Origin of the sequence: Pedobacter heparinus, assembly GCF_032678725.1 — a bacterium.
Classification (GTDB): Bacteria; Bacteroidota; Bacteroidia; order Sphingobacteriales; family Sphingobacteriaceae; genus Pedobacter; species Pedobacter heparinus_A.
In genome coordinates, this window is the sequence record NZ_JAVTSC010000005.1 from 191,397 (window position 1) to 207,213 (window position 15,817).

Annotated in this window: 13 protein-coding genes and 1 riboswitch; of the genes, 9 read left to right on the forward strand and 4 right to left on the reverse strand. The window is 40.8% G+C overall.

The features are described from left to right. The first annotated feature begins 16 nt into the window (after nt 1–16). The 4 genes from R2Q85_RS10060 to R2Q85_RS10075 all read left to right on the forward strand — a co-directional run bounded on the left by R2Q85_RS10060 (nt 17) and on the right by R2Q85_RS10075 (nt 7,189). Nucleotides 17–1,084 carry a glycoside hydrolase family 43 protein gene (locus tag R2Q85_RS10060; RefSeq protein ID WP_316811642.1) on the forward strand — a complete coding sequence of 356 codons (1,068 nt, stop codon included), beginning with the start codon at nt 17–19 and terminating at the stop codon, nt 1,082–1,084. Nucleotides 1,085–1,086: 2 nt separating this feature from the next. Beyond that, complete coding sequence (locus R2Q85_RS10065; protein WP_316811643.1) at nt 1,087–2,475, forward strand: sulfatase; 1,389 nt, start codon at nt 1,087–1,089, stop codon at nt 2,473–2,475. A 61-nt stretch (nt 2,476–2,536) separates the two neighbouring features. Next, complete coding sequence (locus R2Q85_RS10070) at nt 2,537–3,739, forward strand: MFS transporter (protein WP_316811644.1); 1,203 nt, start codon at nt 2,537–2,539, stop codon at nt 3,737–3,739. Between the two features lie 72 nt (nt 3,740–3,811). Continuing rightward, nucleotides 3,812–7,189: a gliding motility-associated C-terminal domain-containing protein gene (locus R2Q85_RS10075; RefSeq protein WP_316811645.1), complete on the forward strand. Its 3,378-nt coding sequence runs from the start codon at nt 3,812–3,814 to the stop codon at nt 7,187–7,189. 20 nt (nt 7,190–7,209) lie between these two features. Here the strand turns inward: R2Q85_RS10075 and R2Q85_RS10080 are convergent, their stop codons facing one another. Beyond that, the gene (locus tag R2Q85_RS10080; protein ID WP_316811646.1) at nt 7,210–7,452 is read right to left on the reverse strand and encodes a hypothetical protein; all 243 of its coding nucleotides are present in this window, start codon (nt 7,450–7,452) and stop codon (nt 7,210–7,212) included. Nucleotides 7,453–7,528: 76 nt separating this feature from the next. Here R2Q85_RS10080 and R2Q85_RS10085 point away from each other — a divergent pair, with 76 nt between their 5' ends. Beyond that, on the forward strand, nt 7,529–8,008 hold the full coding sequence (locus tag R2Q85_RS10085; protein ID WP_316811647.1) for a DinB family protein: 480 nt from the start codon (nt 7,529–7,531) through the stop codon (nt 8,006–8,008). 24 nt (nt 8,009–8,032) lie between these two features. Here the strand turns inward: R2Q85_RS10085 and R2Q85_RS10090 are convergent, their stop codons facing one another. Further along, nucleotides 8,033–8,908, reverse strand: a complete 876-nt coding sequence (locus tag R2Q85_RS10090) for a LysR family transcriptional regulator (RefSeq protein WP_316811648.1) — start codon at nt 8,906–8,908, stop codon at nt 8,033–8,035. A gap of 90 nt (nt 8,909–8,998) precedes the next feature. Between R2Q85_RS10090 and R2Q85_RS10095 the strand changes: the two genes are divergently transcribed. Both R2Q85_RS10095 and R2Q85_RS10100 read left to right on the forward strand, forming a co-directional pair. Beyond that, a complete protein-coding gene (locus R2Q85_RS10095; protein WP_316811649.1) occupies nt 8,999–9,721 on the forward strand; it encodes a class I SAM-dependent methyltransferase in 723 nt (240 codons plus the stop codon). Between the two features lie 28 nt (nt 9,722–9,749). After that, a complete protein-coding gene (locus tag R2Q85_RS10100) occupies nt 9,750–11,402 on the forward strand; it encodes an ABC1 kinase family protein (protein ID WP_316811650.1) in 1,653 nt (550 codons plus the stop codon). A gap of 8 nt (nt 11,403–11,410) precedes the next feature. On the opposite strand, the gene R2Q85_RS10105 is transcribed toward R2Q85_RS10100, so the two are convergent. After that, nucleotides 11,411–11,788, reverse strand: a complete 378-nt coding sequence (locus R2Q85_RS10105) for a (deoxy)nucleoside triphosphate pyrophosphohydrolase (RefSeq protein ID WP_316811651.1) — start codon at nt 11,786–11,788, stop codon at nt 11,411–11,413. 75 nt (nt 11,789–11,863) lie between these two features. On the opposite strand from R2Q85_RS10105, the gene R2Q85_RS10110 reads away from it, so the two are divergent. Further along, a complete protein-coding gene (locus R2Q85_RS10110) occupies nt 11,864–12,499 on the forward strand; it encodes a response regulator transcription factor (protein WP_316811652.1) in 636 nt (211 codons plus the stop codon). Next, the gene (locus tag R2Q85_RS10115) at nt 12,477–14,255 is read left to right on the forward strand and encodes a 7TM diverse intracellular signaling domain-containing protein (RefSeq protein WP_316811653.1); all 1,779 of its coding nucleotides are present in this window, start codon (nt 12,477–12,479) and stop codon (nt 14,253–14,255) included. The genes R2Q85_RS10110 and R2Q85_RS10115 overlap by 23 nt, the downstream gene beginning before the upstream one ends. Nucleotides 14,256–14,260: 5 nt before the next feature. Here R2Q85_RS10115 and R2Q85_RS10120 read toward each other — a convergent pair whose 3' ends face one another. Next, nucleotides 14,261–15,364 carry a DUF5074 domain-containing protein gene (locus R2Q85_RS10120; protein ID WP_316811654.1) on the reverse strand — a complete coding sequence of 368 codons (1,104 nt, stop codon included), beginning with the start codon at nt 15,362–15,364 and terminating at the stop codon, nt 14,261–14,263. A 232-nt stretch (nt 15,365–15,596) separates the two neighbouring features. Further along, a riboswitch (cobalamin riboswitch) is annotated at nt 15,597–15,789 on the reverse strand. Nucleotides 15,790–15,817: the final 28 nt, after the last annotated feature.

Consider the following 15,817-nt stretch of genomic DNA (forward strand, 5'->3'; position numbering starts at 1 on the left):
CCATTACCAGATATTGATGAAAACGATAACTTCTATACTTAGCTTTTTATTTATTGCTGTTGCTGCTTCATTTGCGCAGCAATTCAACAATAACCCGCTCCCGGTTGCTTTTGGCGATCCCTTTGTACTCAACGATGGCAATGGAAAATATTACATGTATGGTACCGGTGGTGGTGCAAAAGATGGCTTTTCGGTATACTCTTCTGCTGACCTGAAGGACTGGAAAAACGAAGGTCAGGTATATCATCATGACAATAAAAATGGTTGGGGAATTCAGGCTTTCTGGGCACCTGAAGTGTATAAAAGAAATGGAAAATACTATCTCTTTTACAGCGCCCAATGGAAACACAATCCAACTAATGAGAAAGAAAACTTTAAAATTGGTGTTGCGGTATCAGATCGGCCTACCGGGCCCTTTATCGATTTAAATGACCGTCCGATCTTTGATCCCGGATACCCGATCATAGATGCCAATGTATGGTTTGAAAATGGCAGAACTTACTTATACTACTCCAGGTGCTGCTATAAGCACCCTGTAAAAAGCGAAGTGGCAGATTGGGCCAAAAAGAAGGGCTGGTATAACGAGATAGAAGAAAGCTGGGTATATGGAGTGGAAATGAAAAATGATTTCTCCGGTGTGATCGGAGCGCCCGTTTTGCTTTTACGTCCTCCGGTTAAAATGAGTAACCGGAAAGATGAGTGGGAAAGCAGGTCAGTCACTTCCAATGAAGTAAACAGGAGATGGACAGAAGGCTCGTTTATTTTTAAACAAAAAGGCACTTATTATATGATGTATTCGGCTAATAACTTTGATGGAAAAAACTATGCAATAGGTTATGCTACTGCGAAAAGTCCGTTGGGCCCTTTTACAAAGGCGGCCAATAATCCGGTACTTCAAAAAAACAATCTTGTTTCGGGTACCGGGCATAACAGCATTACTTATAGCGCAGATGGCAAACAGATGTTGTGTGTATACCATGGCCGGACTGCGGCTACCGGCCACCAGCGGTTGGTATTTATAGACAGGATGGAGATACAAAAGGATGGGAAATTAGTTGTCCATGGCCCCACATTAAATAAATAAACATGTATAAACTTTTTAGCCTGTTGTTTGTCTTACTGATATCCCTGAATGCTGCCGGGCAGCGTAAGCAACCGAATATTGTGTTTGTTCTGGCAGACGACCTGGGATGGGGCGAGTTGAATACTTATCAAAGTACCTTTAACGAAACTCCGAACCTGAATAAACTTGCAGCCCAGGGTGTCAGGTTTACGCAGGCTTATGCTGCGGCACCAAATTGCTCACCTACAAGGGCCAGTATAGTTACGGGTCAATTTCCTGCAAGGGTTGGAATTACTGATTATTTACCGGAAGCTGAAAAGACAAATAAAAGGTTAGACCCGGCAAAATTTGTCACGATTAATGAGGCATTGGCTGCTGCGGGTTATCATACTGGTATTGTAGGTAAATGGCATTTGGATACGGAGTTTAAAAAAAATATTGCTGGTCCTAAAGCACATGGTTTTCAGGAAGTGATCGGTTCAGAAACCAAGTATATCGCAGATGGTGACTATTTTTATCCCTATGATAAGATTGCTACTTTTACGGCAGGTGACGAAAATGAATACCTAACAGACAGACAAAGCAAAGAGGCGGTAAATTTTATTGAAAGAAATAAGAATAAAACTTTCTTTTTGTATTTAAGCTATTACAGTGTGCATACTAAGTTTAGTGCACCGGAGAACCTGGTACAGAAATACAAAAAGAAATTTGACGATAAATATGGCAGCGGTATGGCAGATAAGCTATATGGCAGTCATAATTTAAGGCACGAAGGACCCCATAAAGACAATCCCTATCTTGCAGCAATGCTCGAAAAAATTGATGATGGTATTGGCCAGATCATGGATAAACTTCAACAAAGCGGATTGGATAAAAATACGGTCCTGATATTCTTTTCTGACAATGGGGGAGCTGGAAAATTAGCCAATAACGGTCCATTCAGGGACTCAAAAATGTCGCTTTATGAAGGTGGGATCAGGGAGCCGCTGATCATTCGCTGGCCAGGAAAAATTAAAGCCGGAACAGTTGAGCATACACCTGTCAGCAGTGTCGATTTTTACCCTACGTTTTTAGGGATGGCAGGGGCAAAGCCAATTAAAAATCAGCTGCTTGATGGTCTGGATTTTACCCCGGTGTTTAATGGTAAAACTTTGCAAAGAGATGAATTGTTTTGGCATTATCCTTCGGAAACGGCTAAGCTGAATGGGAAAATGGCCAGTGCAGTAAGGAAAGACAATTATAAACTGATTCAATTTTACGCCAATCCCAGGTACGAACTTTATGATCTTACTGCGGATCCGGGAGAAACACATAATTTAAGTGATCAGTTGCCGGCTAAGGTAGCAGCGCTTAAAACATTGTTAGATGGCTGGAAAAAAAATGTACATGCAGAACAGGCCGTTCCTAAATGAGGTAGGATAAGCATGAAGATTCAGCAGTCTTTTGCTAATTTTGTTGCTTCGAAAATTACTCATGTTCAAAACCATTTTCAATACCTACAAAACATCTTTTAGCGGTTTAAGCCGGGAAACCTGGCTGCTGAGCATCGTAATGATGTTCAACAGGTGCGGGAGCATGGCTGTTCCCTTTATGGGGCTATATGTTACTCAAAGTTTGAAGCGTTCGGAAGTAGATGCAGGTCTGATCATCACCTTATTTGGTATAGGTTCAATTTTAGGTTCGGCAACGGGTGGAAAACTGACAGATATGATTGGTTTCAGGCCGGTGCAGATCTTATCTTCCATTATTGGTGGTCTTTTGTTTATTCTCTTTTCAACCATAACCCATTTTTCTAGCCTGTGTGTGTTAACCGTGGTGATCAGTTTTTTTTCGGAAGCTTTCAGACCTGCAAATTTTACCGCTGTTGTGAATTATGCGAAAGAAGGGACTATAACACGTTCCTATTCTTTAAACAGGTTGGCTACCAATATCGGCTGGTCGGTGGGTATCAGTATGGCTGGTTTAATCGCATCCATAAATTACAAACTGTTATTTATCGTTGAAGGGGCCGTGAGCATTCTGGTTGGGCTGTCGATCCTGTTCTTTTTGCCAAAAGTGAGGGGATTTATTAAGCAGGCAAAAGAGAACAGAAGTAAGCTGGTTATTGGGAAACCCTGGCAGGATCCCTTCTATGTTAAATTCATTCTGCTCACTACTGTTTTTATTACCTGCGCATTTTTAATGTTCAGGGTTGTTCCGGTCTTTTTTAAGGAACAATGGCACATCAATGAGTTTGCTATTGGCATTATTATGGGGCTAAACGGCGCGGTGATTGCACTTTTTGAAATGATCATGATCAATAAGATAGAGAAGAAACGGCCACCTATGTTTTTTATTATCATTGGTGCAGTCTTCTTTGCCAGCTCCTACCTGTTGCTGAGCATTCCACTGATTTTCCATATAGGTGTAGCCGTACTGGCCATGCTTGTATTTACCGTAGGTGAAATGCTTGTGCTTCCATTTATCAATACCGTGGTAATCAGCAGGAGCAACGAATACAACAGGGGACTATATGCTGCAGGTTATACCTTAAGCTGGTCTGTTGCCCAGGTGGTTGGGCCATTGACCGGTTTTTACATCGCAAAACAATTGGGATACAACTGGCTTTGGATCGGAATTGCTGCTGTATTGTTGTTGTGTGCTTATGGGTTTAACTTGCTTAGCAAAAGGAATTAACGGCATTACATTCTCTTCTTTTAAAACAATGAAAGCTAAAAAAATGTTAAATTAGCTTTCATTTTAGGTTTAATGCTTTTAAAACTTAGGTCGTTTCTGGTATTTATACTCCTATGTCAAAGCTATCTTGCTTTTTCAGAAGATATTACCGTAAACAGTAATGCCGATAGCGGGACAGGAACTTTAAGAGCAGCTTTGCTTAGGGCAGCTGCAAATGGAACTGCTGAGAAAGATCATATTTATTTTAACCTGCCAGGAAATACTGAAGCTGAACACAGCATCATTTTAGCTGCGGAACTTCCACGTATATCCTCTAATATCGTTATTGATGCCACAAGTCAACCTGGGCCGGCATTAGGGATCAGCACTGCTAAAATAGCGATCAGACCGGATAGAAGCATTTACAGGCCGAGGTATTTTATAACGGCCGCCTTTTATTTGTCGCAGGTTTCTGAGGTAGAAATCTACGGGTTCTATTTTACTGATTTTTTTAACATCGGAAACTCCGGTACCAATAGTTCGGGGATATTTGCCATAGCCTCAAAAAACATTACCATAGGAGCTATAGGAAAGGGAAATGTATTCACCAACAGTGAGTACGGAATACAGATGAGCAATAACGACAGTCAACTGTCTGGACGGCCTCCCTGCGAAAATGTAAAGATCCAATCCAATTGGACAGGCTTAATGCCCGATGGAAGCAATTATATTGCAATAGGTTTCAACCCGGTTGGAATGCAGATTAGCGCTGATGCTTGTGTAATCGGGGGAAATACAAGAGCAGAAGGAAATACTTTCGGTGGTTTTCTTTATTATGGTATCAGGATGGGGGGAAAGCAGCTGGTATTTCAACATAATAAATTAGGTTTTGATGGCAACAATAATATATCCATAAGGAACATAGTGGTCCAGGCAGATGGAGATGGATTGGTTTTTAAAGATAACATCGCCTCAGTTTTTCAAGTCCAGTTCAATAACCTGAAGAATTTTGCAGTAACAGGTAACGAAAATCTGCTTGACAACGGCTCTGCCTCTAATACATTTAACCTGACCGATTGTGAAAATGGTGTATTTGGTACAGATGTAGATGAAGATAAAAATATACTCCGATACAGTGGGATTTCCTCCAGCAATGGAAAAAATATAGAGATCAGGAAAAACAGCATCTATTGCACTTATCCGGTATATTCAGTAAACCAGAGTGATGTGCCGGTAATAGAAATTTTGGTGAATACAGATACTGAATATTCTGGTACAGCAACGCCTGGTTCAGAAGTGTACATTTACAATGACAATACAGATTGTGATGTATGCAGCCCGGTCGAATTTTATACAAAAATAACGGCAGGTCCGGCCGGCGACTGGAAAATTACCGGCGATTTTAGCAATAACAGGTTTATATCGAACTGCACATTGATCAAGTCCTCATCTGTCTATACCCAACCTCAGGTATTAAGTGATGGATCGGGAATTAAACATACCGTCACAAACCCTTCCTGTGGTTTGAATAACGGAACCATAAAGCTTTTAAATCTGCGCAACGTATTAAAAGTAGAATGGTTTAATGTGCTGGATGAAAAAGTAGGAGAGGGCGCTGAAGTTAACAATCTTCCCGGGGGGCGGTTTTATGCCAAAGTCTATAATGGAAAATGTTTTGTGCGCTACAATGACGTCTATCTCGAAAACTCCAGCTTCACTGTTATTGATCAGGATTTAAAAGTTACTCAACCTACCTGCGGCTTGCCTAACGGAGCGATCAGAGGCTTGATAGTTACTTCCAGTACGGGCCATCTTCCAGATCTGAAATGGCTGGATAAAAACAACAGGCTTGTGCGTGCCGGCAACCCTAATCTTTCAGGCATAGGCCCCGGTGAATATACTTTAGTAGTTTCCGATGCGCTGGGTTGTAATTTTAGTTATGGGCCATTAATACTCAGCAATCAAACAGGTCCAGCCATTGATCAGTCTGCTGTGGCTGTCCAGGGCAGCCCCTGCAATGCGGCTATCGGATCTATTAAAAATATTAGGGTGACCGGAACGGGAACCCTGACTTATAAATGGACAGACGCTGCAGGAAACACAGCAGGCCTGGCCGAAGAACTGACAGCTGTTCCTGCGGGGCTATACCAACTTGAAGTTAAAGATGAAAGCGGTTGCCCTGCGCTGGTTTCAGCTCCGATACCTGTGAATGAAATTAACGGCATCAGTATTGACCATACCGGAAAAGTAATTGGTAAAGCTACCTGCAATACCAGTGATGGGAGCATCACTGGTATTTTAGTTACGGGAGCAACCAGATATGAGTGGCTGGATGCCGGCAACAATGTCGTTTCTACTTCACCTGACCTTAGGGGAATGCCTGCGGGTAAATATCGGTTGGTCGCGTCAAGCGCTGTTTGTGTTAAAACCAGTGAAGAATTTACGATAGAGATCGCAGAGTCGGGCTTAAATTACAATAGCACCAAAATTACTACCAATGCTACCTGTGGACTTAAAAACGGAAAGATAGAAGTTATATTTACTGATGATCAGCCCACTGCCTGTTTCTGGAAAAACAGCACAGGAGACATCGTCGGTGATTCAAGGATATTAGAAGACCAGGGGCCGGGAGCCTATGATCTTTATATCATAGATAACCTCGGATGCACGCATTTTGCCCAGCAGTATAGTATTTCCAATACGGAGGGCGCCATGGTGATCAGGATTGAGGAGCAGATTACGAATGATAAATGCGGCCTTGGAACGGGGCAGATCAAAGCACCTGGACTTAGCCGGGGACAGCTTCCATATTTTTATGAATGGAAAGATAAAAACGGACAGATTATTGGCTCGAAAGCAGTACTGGACCGGCTCAAAGCCGGAGTCTATCAGCTTATTATAGGGGATGCACTTGCCTGCAGCAGGCAGGTCATTTCCTACACCGTTGAAAGCGATAACGTTGATATCGCTGTACCGATACTTAATGACGTAAAAGTCTGTTCTCCTGGAAATGTACTTATACAAGTCATGCAGGCAGAGGAAGGAGTTTACGCCATTTATAATCAAGCAGGTAGCCTAATCGAAACCAATAGTACGGGTGTATTTAATTTTGAAATTGAGCAGGCTCAGGCTTTTACTGTTGTACTGCAAAGGGGAGATTGCCAGAGTTTGGCAGCAACTGTACGTGTCTCCATTGAAAATGAGGGTATTGGCAAACTGGCAAATGCACTTTCTCCAAATGGAGACGGAGTAAATGAGGAATGGTTAATACCTGGTATAGCCAATTATCCGGGGGCAAAGGTTGAGATATATAATCGTTACGGCCACAAAGTATTTGAGTCTACAGGGTATAAAACTCCGTTTACCGGGCGGTGGAAAGGCAATGAATTACCGGTAGGTACCTATTATTACATTATTGACCTCAAACGTGCCTGCGGTTTGCTAAAAGGCAGTTTGACAATTGTGCGTTAGCTTGACAGTTATAATTTCAATTAAAGGGCACCTCTCTCCAAGGCTTCAATATGTTGTCCAATCTCATCAACCAAAGCCTGATCCATCTTGTCTTCAGATCTCCATTCCATAGTGGAGGTAGAAACAACCGGATAAATATGTCCTGAACGTTCTCCATTAATGTAAATGACGTAATCACCAGGCTTGGGCTGTTCAACCCTTACGGCCTGGGGCCCGCCGTCTATCTCCAGCGTAAATTCATAAGGGTTCAGATCTTTTTCCATGGTGTTAACAGATTATACAGAGAGAACAAAGCAGAAAGGATATTGTTTGTTAAATTAGCCGGTCTAACAGTTATACATGATGATCAATTTACTCAAATCCCAATATCAGCTTGTAAAAGAAACCCGGGCAGTGGTATTCCTGTACCTGGAATCTGAAGTACAACAGGACCTCCTGGCGGCAGTTGATGCCTTCAATGGTAAAAGTATTGCTGATATGATGGTTCATGTGGCCAATACCTATATGGCATGGGCAGGCAATTTTGCATTAGCCATGCAACGATCATATTATAGAGAAAGCGACTGCACTACTATGGCTCAGTTAAGGGTAATATTTGAAGACATCGACCTGATTATGGATCAATTTATTACCAGTTTTGCTGAATGTCCTGATACTGCTGTTAACGGTTACAAATGGGCAGATAAGTATATAGAAACAGATGCATACCGCATTTTTACACACATATTGACTCATGAATTTCACCACAAAGGACAAATCATGACCATGAGCCGGTTACTTGGACATACACCTCCTGATACTGACGTGATGAGGTTTTGATCATCAGTTACAACAGCTTTGCGTTTAACTGTTGTAATGATCAATAAACCATTTTAAGGCCGGATTCCTGTTGCGCTGCTCATAAGCCATCACTACTTCTGTATTTACAGGAATATCTTCCAACTCTATAAATGAAACATTTAGATGCCCATACTGTCTTTTAAGCGACAGGGGTAATATAGATACCCCAAGCCCAGCTTCTACTAATTGCAGGATAGAATGGACATTATTTGCTTCGTGGGTAATATCAGGCGTAAATTGCATCCGTTTGCATATTTCCATTAGTTTATCGTTGTAATGGGGCGCAAATTCTTTATTAAAAAAAATAAAGGGACTCTTTTTCAAAAAAGCTGCCAGTTCCTTACTGGTGTTGAATTTTTGGGGAGAAACAGGAATTACAACTACGAAGGGATCAAAGAATAACGTTTTAACAGCCAGCTTTTCCGATAAAACAGGCGCCCTTAAAATCCCTACATCCAATTTACCTTGCTCCAGCGCTACTATTTGCGTTAGTGTTGGCATTTCAAACAAACCGGTCTTTATAAAAGGAAACGCTGTACGCATGGCCTTTAAAATTTCCGCCAGATCAGATTGATAGACTGAACTGATGTAGCCGATCTTTAATTCTCCACTCACACTCAAATGAATCTGCCGTACCATACTTTTACTTTCCTCCAGTTTACTAAAAATGGCATCTACTTCAATTTTGAAGTATTTGCCAGCATCTGTTAAGGCTACCCGTTTATTGTCGCGGGTAAACAACTGAACGCCCAGTTCCTCCTCCAGTTCTTTTATCTGCCTGCTTAAAGGTGGCTGAGAGATGAAAAGCCTGGTTGCAGCTTTGGTAAAATGTAATTCTTCAGCAACTGTTTTAAAATATAAAAGATGTCTGAGTTCCATAAGTGTAATACCTATTGAGTATTATGAATTGATAAAATTGATATTTTTCAAATATGGTGAATGCAGTTAGCTTTGACAAAAAAAGAATAGATGAATACAGCTTATTCCCAAAAGGCAACGAACGAAGAAATCAAAGCAAGATTTGATCATGATGTGGAACGGTTTTCAAATCTGGAAACCGGACAGCAATCCACCATCGATGCGCCAATCACCATGGAACTATGCACAGCAGCAGCCCAATACATTAATCCGCGGGCAAACGAATTACTTGATATCGGATGTGGGGCAGGTAATTATACCTTGAATATGCTCAGTAAGATCCCCAATCTGAATTGTACATTGAATGACCTGAGTATGCCGATGCTGGAGCGGGCTAAGGAAAGAGTATCTGCACAAACCAATGGCAAGATCAGCATCCTGCATGATGATATGCGTAACCTTGATTTGCCAGATCGCCATTTTGATATTGTACTGGCAGCTGCCACTTTTCATCATTTACGTGATGATGCCGATTGGGAACTTGTTTTTACTAAAATTTATAAAACATTAAAACCAGGAGGCAGTTTATGGATTTCTGATTTGATTAGCCATGATTCAGCGGCGATTAGCCAGCTTTTTGAACATAAATACCGGGTATATCTTGAAAACTTGATGGATGAAGCCTACGCGCAAAAGGTATTTGACTATATTGCCTATGAGGATACCCCGCGTTCTTTGAACTATCAACTTGCTTTGTTAAAGAAAGTGGGATTCCAGACTACAGAGATTTTGCATAAGCACTCAAATTTTGCGGCATTTGGAGGTGTAAAATAATATATTTATGCTCAAAACCTGAAAACCTATGATGGAAAATCAAAAGATCAAGTTCAAAAGAACAATTTCCCTGGTTAGGATACTGATTAAGTATGGGTTTAAAGAGTTGCTGATCAGAAGTCAGTTCAGTACACTTGTCTCATCTGTAGAAGCAGAAACAGCAGCAGTTACAACTTCTGCCGGATTAACGGTTTACGAGCGCATCAGGATGGTCTTAGAAGAACTAGGTCCAACTTATGTTAAATTCGGACAGGCCTTTAGCAGCCGGGAAGACTTGCTTCCTGTAGAAATGATCATAGAACTGCGGAAATTGCAGGACAAGGTGGAACCCGAAGAAATGGATATAATGGCGCTTATTGCCGATGAACTGAACATCGATACAGCAGCTTTTTTTGAATATATCCAGGCTGTGCCTTTTGCCTCAGCTTCCATTTCCCAGGTATATAAAGCCGGGCTTAAAAATGGACAGGAAGTAATTCTGAAGGTCAGACGGACAGGTATTCGTGAAGTGGTAACGGCCGATATGCTGATCATGAAAGATGTTGCGAAACTTTTGACCAGCTACAGTGCAGTTTTTCGCCAGGTTAACCTGGTTGAAGTACTGGAAGCTTTTGAACAGTCAATCTTTCAGGAACTTTCCTTTTTAAATGAGCTGGCTAATATTGAGCGTTTCTCCAGGAACTTTAAAGGAAATAATTCCATTTATGTGAGTAAGGTATATCCTGCATTGTCTAATGATACTGTGCTTTGCATGGAATTTATAGACGGCATAAAAATTACAGCATTAAACCGCTTGCTGGAAATGGGCCTTGACCCCGAGGCCATAGCCCGCAGAGGTTTAGATCTTTACCTTAAACAAGTTTTGGAGCATGGTTTCTTTCACGCAGATCCGCATCCTGGCAACCTGCTGGTGTTAAAGAGTGGACAGCTTTCGTTTATAGATTTCGGATCTATGGGCAACATTACCCCAATAGAGAAGGAATTGCTGGAAGATCTGATCTCCCATTTTATGTCGCAGGACAGCAGAAGACTGATCGGCACCCTGAAAAAAATGGCGATTCGCTTTGACATTAAAGATGAAGGGAAACTGGAGAAAGATATACAGCATTTCTTTAATTTACTGGATGGAGCCTCTTTACAACATATAGATGTCAAGGAAGTCCTGGGTAGATTTTCAGCCATTCTAAATGAAAATGAAATCCTGATGCCAGCACACCTTTACCTGCTGGTACGTGGCATTGTTTTGATAGAAGGGATCGGAAGGGCACTCATTCCCGATCTAAATATTATTGAAAGCCTGAAGCCTTACATATTCCAGATCGCGATGCGCAGGCTCAGCCCCGAAAACCTGAAAAAGAGTGGAATAAAGCTGCTGAATACACTGAATGATTCGCTCCATACCATTCCAGATGAAATTCAATCTGTAATCAGTAAACTAAATAATGGCGAGCTGAAAGTGGTTCAGGAAGTTAAGGATATGCCTGGCATCATGCAACAGTTCTACAAGGGTATCGGCAGTATCGTCCTGGCCATCATCATAGCTGGGTTGCTCATCAGCTCAGCGGTTTTAGTACTTGCGGATCATCCGCCATTCTGGAAAGGTATTCCGGTAACTGCAATAATCAGTTTTCTCTTTTCTGTATTGTTGTGCCTGGTTCTTGTCATTAAAAGAAAGCCCTAAGAATTTTTTTATTTCATTAACTGTTTCGCTATAGGAACATCAGCGGGTGCCAGTGGATAAGAAAGCAGGTCATTCACATTTACCCATAGGACCTCATCATGATCTGTTAAAGTCAATTGCCCTTCCACAAAACTGCAGGAATAAGCCTTTAACTCTATTACAAAATCCCCATAATCATGAATGTGGTCCATTAAATGGTCATTCACTTTAACAATGATCTGTAGTTCTTCGGCCAGTTCCCTTAGCAGGCATTGTTCTGGAAGCTCATCAGCCTCTATTTTTCCACCCGGAAATTCCCAGTAACCAGCCAGGGATTTGTGGGCAGCGCGTTTGGCAATGAGTACCTCATTTTTCTTAAAAATTATTGCTGCCGCTACTGAGATCATAAGATTATTGTATAATTTATCATAAAAAATCATCCGAAGTTAGCATATTCGTATATAAATGGAAACTATTAGTTTATGGTGAAAAAGATTGTTGTCTGTGATGATCATATCCTTTTTTCAAGTGGATTAACAGAGCTGCTAAAAAAATCAGGGAATGCCTACGATGTGATCAGTTTTAAGGATTCTGTATCCTGCAGGCAGCATTTGCAACAGCAGCATTCCGATGTTTTTATATGCGACCTGAACATCGATAATATCGACGGATTTGTATTGATCAGTGAACTCAAAAAGGAGTTGAGCAAGACAAAGATCATCATCCTAACGGCATATTATGAAGATTTCCTGATACACAAAGCAGAAAAAGTAGGCATTCATGCTTTTTTAAAAAAAGAAACTGAGGCCAAAGAACTGATTTCTGTTATAGAAATGGAAATGAATGCTCCTTTCTATACCAATAAACAGGTTAAAAAAACAAGTAATTCTTTTCATGAGATAGACCTCAGTGTGGCAGGTAAATTTAAGTTGTCTGCCCAGGAAAAACAGATCATCAGGTTAATTATAGAAGGTAAAACCAGCAGGGAAATTGCCGATCAGCTGTTTATCAGTAAAACTACCGTTGATACCCACCGGCGCAACATCAACAGAAAGCTGGAGATTGGCAATACCGCCTCATTGATAAAGTTTGCAAATGAAAATAATCTGTTTGCTTAGCCTGCTATTTGTTACAGCGATTTCATTAGCACATGGGCAGAGTCTGGTACAAACAGTTGCTTCATATGCGATTGATACCAGCTCCTCCTGGAATATCAATACCGCTAAAAATAAGCAATTTAAGCCATTTGATCCCAGTGAACGGGTTAATATTGGTTATAATATCAATACTTCGGTTTGGTGCAGCTTCAAAATAAAAAATACGGACCGGTTTGGGAAAAGCGATATCTGGTTAAGCTTTGATAATTACCATATAGACAGTCTGATCATGTATGAAGGAACAAGGATATTGAAAATCCTGGGCGATAGAACAGCCAATCAAAGTCCTTTTCTAGCTACGTTAGCTTTACCAGTCAGTTTAGATCCAGGACAGGAAAAGACATATTATGTAAAAGTAAAGAAGGAAATTTCGGTATTGGAGTTCTCTTATCAGTTAGCAAGAGGTGCCGGTCTGGCCAGGAAATCAGTTTTAAAGAATGCGGTCATTTCGTTTTTTGTTGGCATCGTTTTTCTGCTGATCCTTTTCAATACCCTTTTATTGCTCATCTCAAAGAAAAGATTATTTCTGTATTATATCCTGTATTCCATTTTAAGTTTAGCTTATATCCTGGTTTCAACTAACTATGCTAAACACCTGCTGTTTCCACAGTTTTTGTACTTTAGTGAATTCCGGATCTATGTATCCTGCTTTTGGGTCATAGGACTATGCGCATTTTTGTCGAATTACCTTAATCTCAGGAAGTTTGAACCCCTAAAGTACCGGATCATTGTGGCAGCGAATACGATGAATGTTTGCGTCATCATCATCACTACCGTATTGTTTATTTTGGGTAAACTGGATGCTTTGAAAACGCCGATGTTACTGGGCTATTTCAATTTCCTGGCTGCATTGATCACTATATGCTGGAGCACCATACTGCATTTAAAAATAAACAGGGCAGCAGCCATTTATATCCTTCTTGCATTCCTCCCTCAACTGATATGGGGAATGGGTGTTGTTTTAAAATTCCTGGCCCTGATACCGAGCTATATTCATACCGATTGGCTGGTTTATATCTGCTTGTATGAAGTTTTGCTTTTTGGGTATGTCCTGACTAAAAATTATATAGACACCTTTCAGAAAAACAATAACCTTATTAAGGAGATCGTCGCTGAAAAAGAAAGATCATTGCAGGCCATCACTCAGGTCCAGATCAGGGAAAGAAGGTCTATTGCAAATATTATCCATGATAATTTTGGAAGCAAACTAGCCTATATACTGCAGTTGATCCATCTTAAAAATATCGGACTTGCAGAGGAAAATATGAAGGTGCTGGCTAATGATATCCGGGAAATATCACACCGTATTTTACCTAAATCTTTGGATGATGGTGCATTGATATCGAGTTTGAACAGTCAGGTACTCAGTTTAAATACCGGGTTGCCAGATTCAAAAATTGATCTGTTCAGTTACGATTTCCCGGAAAAATTAAATGAAATATGGATCTATGATCTTTACCTTATTGCTTTGGAGATTATAAATAATGCCTTGAAACATGGAAATGCCCGATCGGTTATTTTAGAGTTGTATGGCTATCCTGATGCGTATGTTTTTCAGTTTAGTGATGACGGCGTAGGTTTTGACCTCAGCCAGCTAACAATGGGTTTCGGTCTTGAAAACATAGAAAAAAGAGTAAAATATTATAAAGGCGAATTTGAGATCAACAGTACAGCAGGAGAGGGGACGGTAATTCAGATTACCATCCCCGTTGCCTGATCGGATTAGTGAAATACCGTTAGATTCGGAAAAAAGATCTTGTTAAAATCTGTAGTGATCCCATCTCCACCATATTTGATCTTTTTAACCAGGGCACCAGTTGACGCATTATAAATGAGCAGGAAATTAGCTGTCGCTGCAGCTCCATAACCTTGTATTCCGTTAGCAACGATATAATCTTTATTTTTGTCATAACGGATAGCCCCATAAACCATAAAGGGGTCTTCAGTAATATTTATAAAGGGTTGTACCAGTGAAGAAGCGTTGCCATCCAGATATTTATAAATGGCTTTTCCCGAATGATAAAATACAGCATTTTCTTTGGTTGATGCCGTAATCCTGGTTGGCGCATCTAAACCAAATGAACCTACACTTACTTTCAGGGCTACACCGGCAGTATCCAGATTGTGATCAATAGCAATTAACCGCGTGCCGGTAGCTGCCCAAACTTTCCCGTTTGGTGTTTGCGCAAATCCGCGGCTAATGTTGGAAAAACTTTTTACCAATGAATAGTCACTTGCTGAAACAATCCTGGCGCCGTTACTTTGTAATAAATAGACATAATTATCTTTTTTCCACATATCTCCGGTATTTGCAGCAGCAATCGTTGTCAGTTTCTGCTGAACTGCCAGTGTGCTTAAGTCAATTTGATAGACCCCATCATTGGTGCTTAAAAGCCCCCGATTTCCATCTACCTGTACAATACTTCTCCAATTACTGGCTTCCTGAACATTCCTTGCCTCTTCTTTCAAGGTTAATTCATTCAGCTTTACTATCGGGCCATTCATTTTACACAACAGATAAATGCTGCCGTTAAAAACAGATGCGAACTGCAATGTGCTTGTTTTTGCAGAATTTGCCAGTATTTTTCCCGGATTTTCCTGCTCATAAGCCCGGATACTTAGGGTGTCATCACCATATCTGTAGAAATTAATGGCACCCGAACTTTGTCCATATGAGCCTTCACCTATAATGAAAAATCCATTCTCATATCTGCCTGCTACCGGATCAGTTGGTGCGGGGTCAGATTTGCCCTTTTTACAGGAATACAGACCAGTAGTTAAAAGTAATGCTGCAACAAGGATTTGTTTGATGTTTAAATGTTTCATCTGTTATTTATTTGTTTTTAAGAAGTTTAAGCATGAAAACCAGCGGGAATTTTTGGCAAAACAATGGCTTCGCGATGAGGTCCATCGCGATAACATCAGAAACATCAATACAGACAGTGTTACTATCTTTTTTACCATTTTTTGTTGTGAGTTAAACCCACAGCAAACAGTTCAACAAGGAAATGAATTACGCAAATCGTATTCTCATCCTAGCTTCAATCCCCGAAAGCTATGAAATCATAATGCTATAGGCAGGTCTCCTGACTTGCGCCCGATTTTCTGCCTTCCCATTACACCGTATGTGGAACAGTGGCCAGATTAGAAAATCGTTTCAGCGCTTACAGTTGCGGGACAGTTACGGATTTTCACCGTATTCCCTTTTAATCTCAGGTGTTACTCCAAGAACCAAAAGCACTGCAAAGGTAAAAAAATAATGCACAGCATAAAATGGGT

What these genes read in the sequence shown, in the direction of transcription:
- R2Q85_RS10060 (WP_316811642.1), top strand. Translation starts at nt 17, where the DNA reads ATGAAAACGATAACTTCTATACTTAGCTTTTTATTTATTGCTGTTGCT.
- R2Q85_RS10065 (WP_316811643.1), top strand. Translation starts at nt 1,087, where the DNA reads ATGTATAAACTTTTTAGCCTGTTGTTTGTCTTACTGATATCCCTGAAT.
- R2Q85_RS10070 (WP_316811644.1), top strand. Translation starts at nt 2,537, where the DNA reads ATGTTCAAAACCATTTTCAATACCTACAAAACATCTTTTAGCGGTTTA.
- R2Q85_RS10075 (WP_316811645.1), top strand. Translation starts at nt 3,812, where the DNA reads ATGCTTTTAAAACTTAGGTCGTTTCTGGTATTTATACTCCTATGTCAA.
- R2Q85_RS10080 (WP_316811646.1), bottom strand. Translation starts at nt 7,452, where the DNA reads ATGGAAAAAGATCTGAACCCTTATGAATTTACGCTGGAGATAGACGGC.
- R2Q85_RS10085 (WP_316811647.1), top strand. Translation starts at nt 7,529, where the DNA reads ATGATGATCAATTTACTCAAATCCCAATATCAGCTTGTAAAAGAAACC.
- R2Q85_RS10090 (WP_316811648.1), bottom strand. Translation starts at nt 8,908, where the DNA reads ATGGAACTCAGACATCTTTTATATTTTAAAACAGTTGCTGAAGAATTA.
- R2Q85_RS10095 (WP_316811649.1), top strand. Translation starts at nt 8,999, where the DNA reads ATGAATACAGCTTATTCCCAAAAGGCAACGAACGAAGAAATCAAAGCA.
- R2Q85_RS10100 (WP_316811650.1), top strand. Translation starts at nt 9,750, where the DNA reads ATGATGGAAAATCAAAAGATCAAGTTCAAAAGAACAATTTCCCTGGTT.
- R2Q85_RS10105 (WP_316811651.1), bottom strand. Translation starts at nt 11,788, where the DNA reads ATGATCTCAGTAGCGGCAGCAATAATTTTTAAGAAAAATGAGGTACTC.
- R2Q85_RS10110 (WP_316811652.1), top strand. Translation starts at nt 11,864, where the DNA reads ATGGTGAAAAAGATTGTTGTCTGTGATGATCATATCCTTTTTTCAAGT.
- R2Q85_RS10115 (WP_316811653.1), top strand. Translation starts at nt 12,477, where the DNA reads ATGAAAATAATCTGTTTGCTTAGCCTGCTATTTGTTACAGCGATTTCA.
- R2Q85_RS10120 (WP_316811654.1), bottom strand. Translation starts at nt 15,364, where the DNA reads ATGAAACATTTAAACATCAAACAAATCCTTGTTGCAGCATTACTTTTA.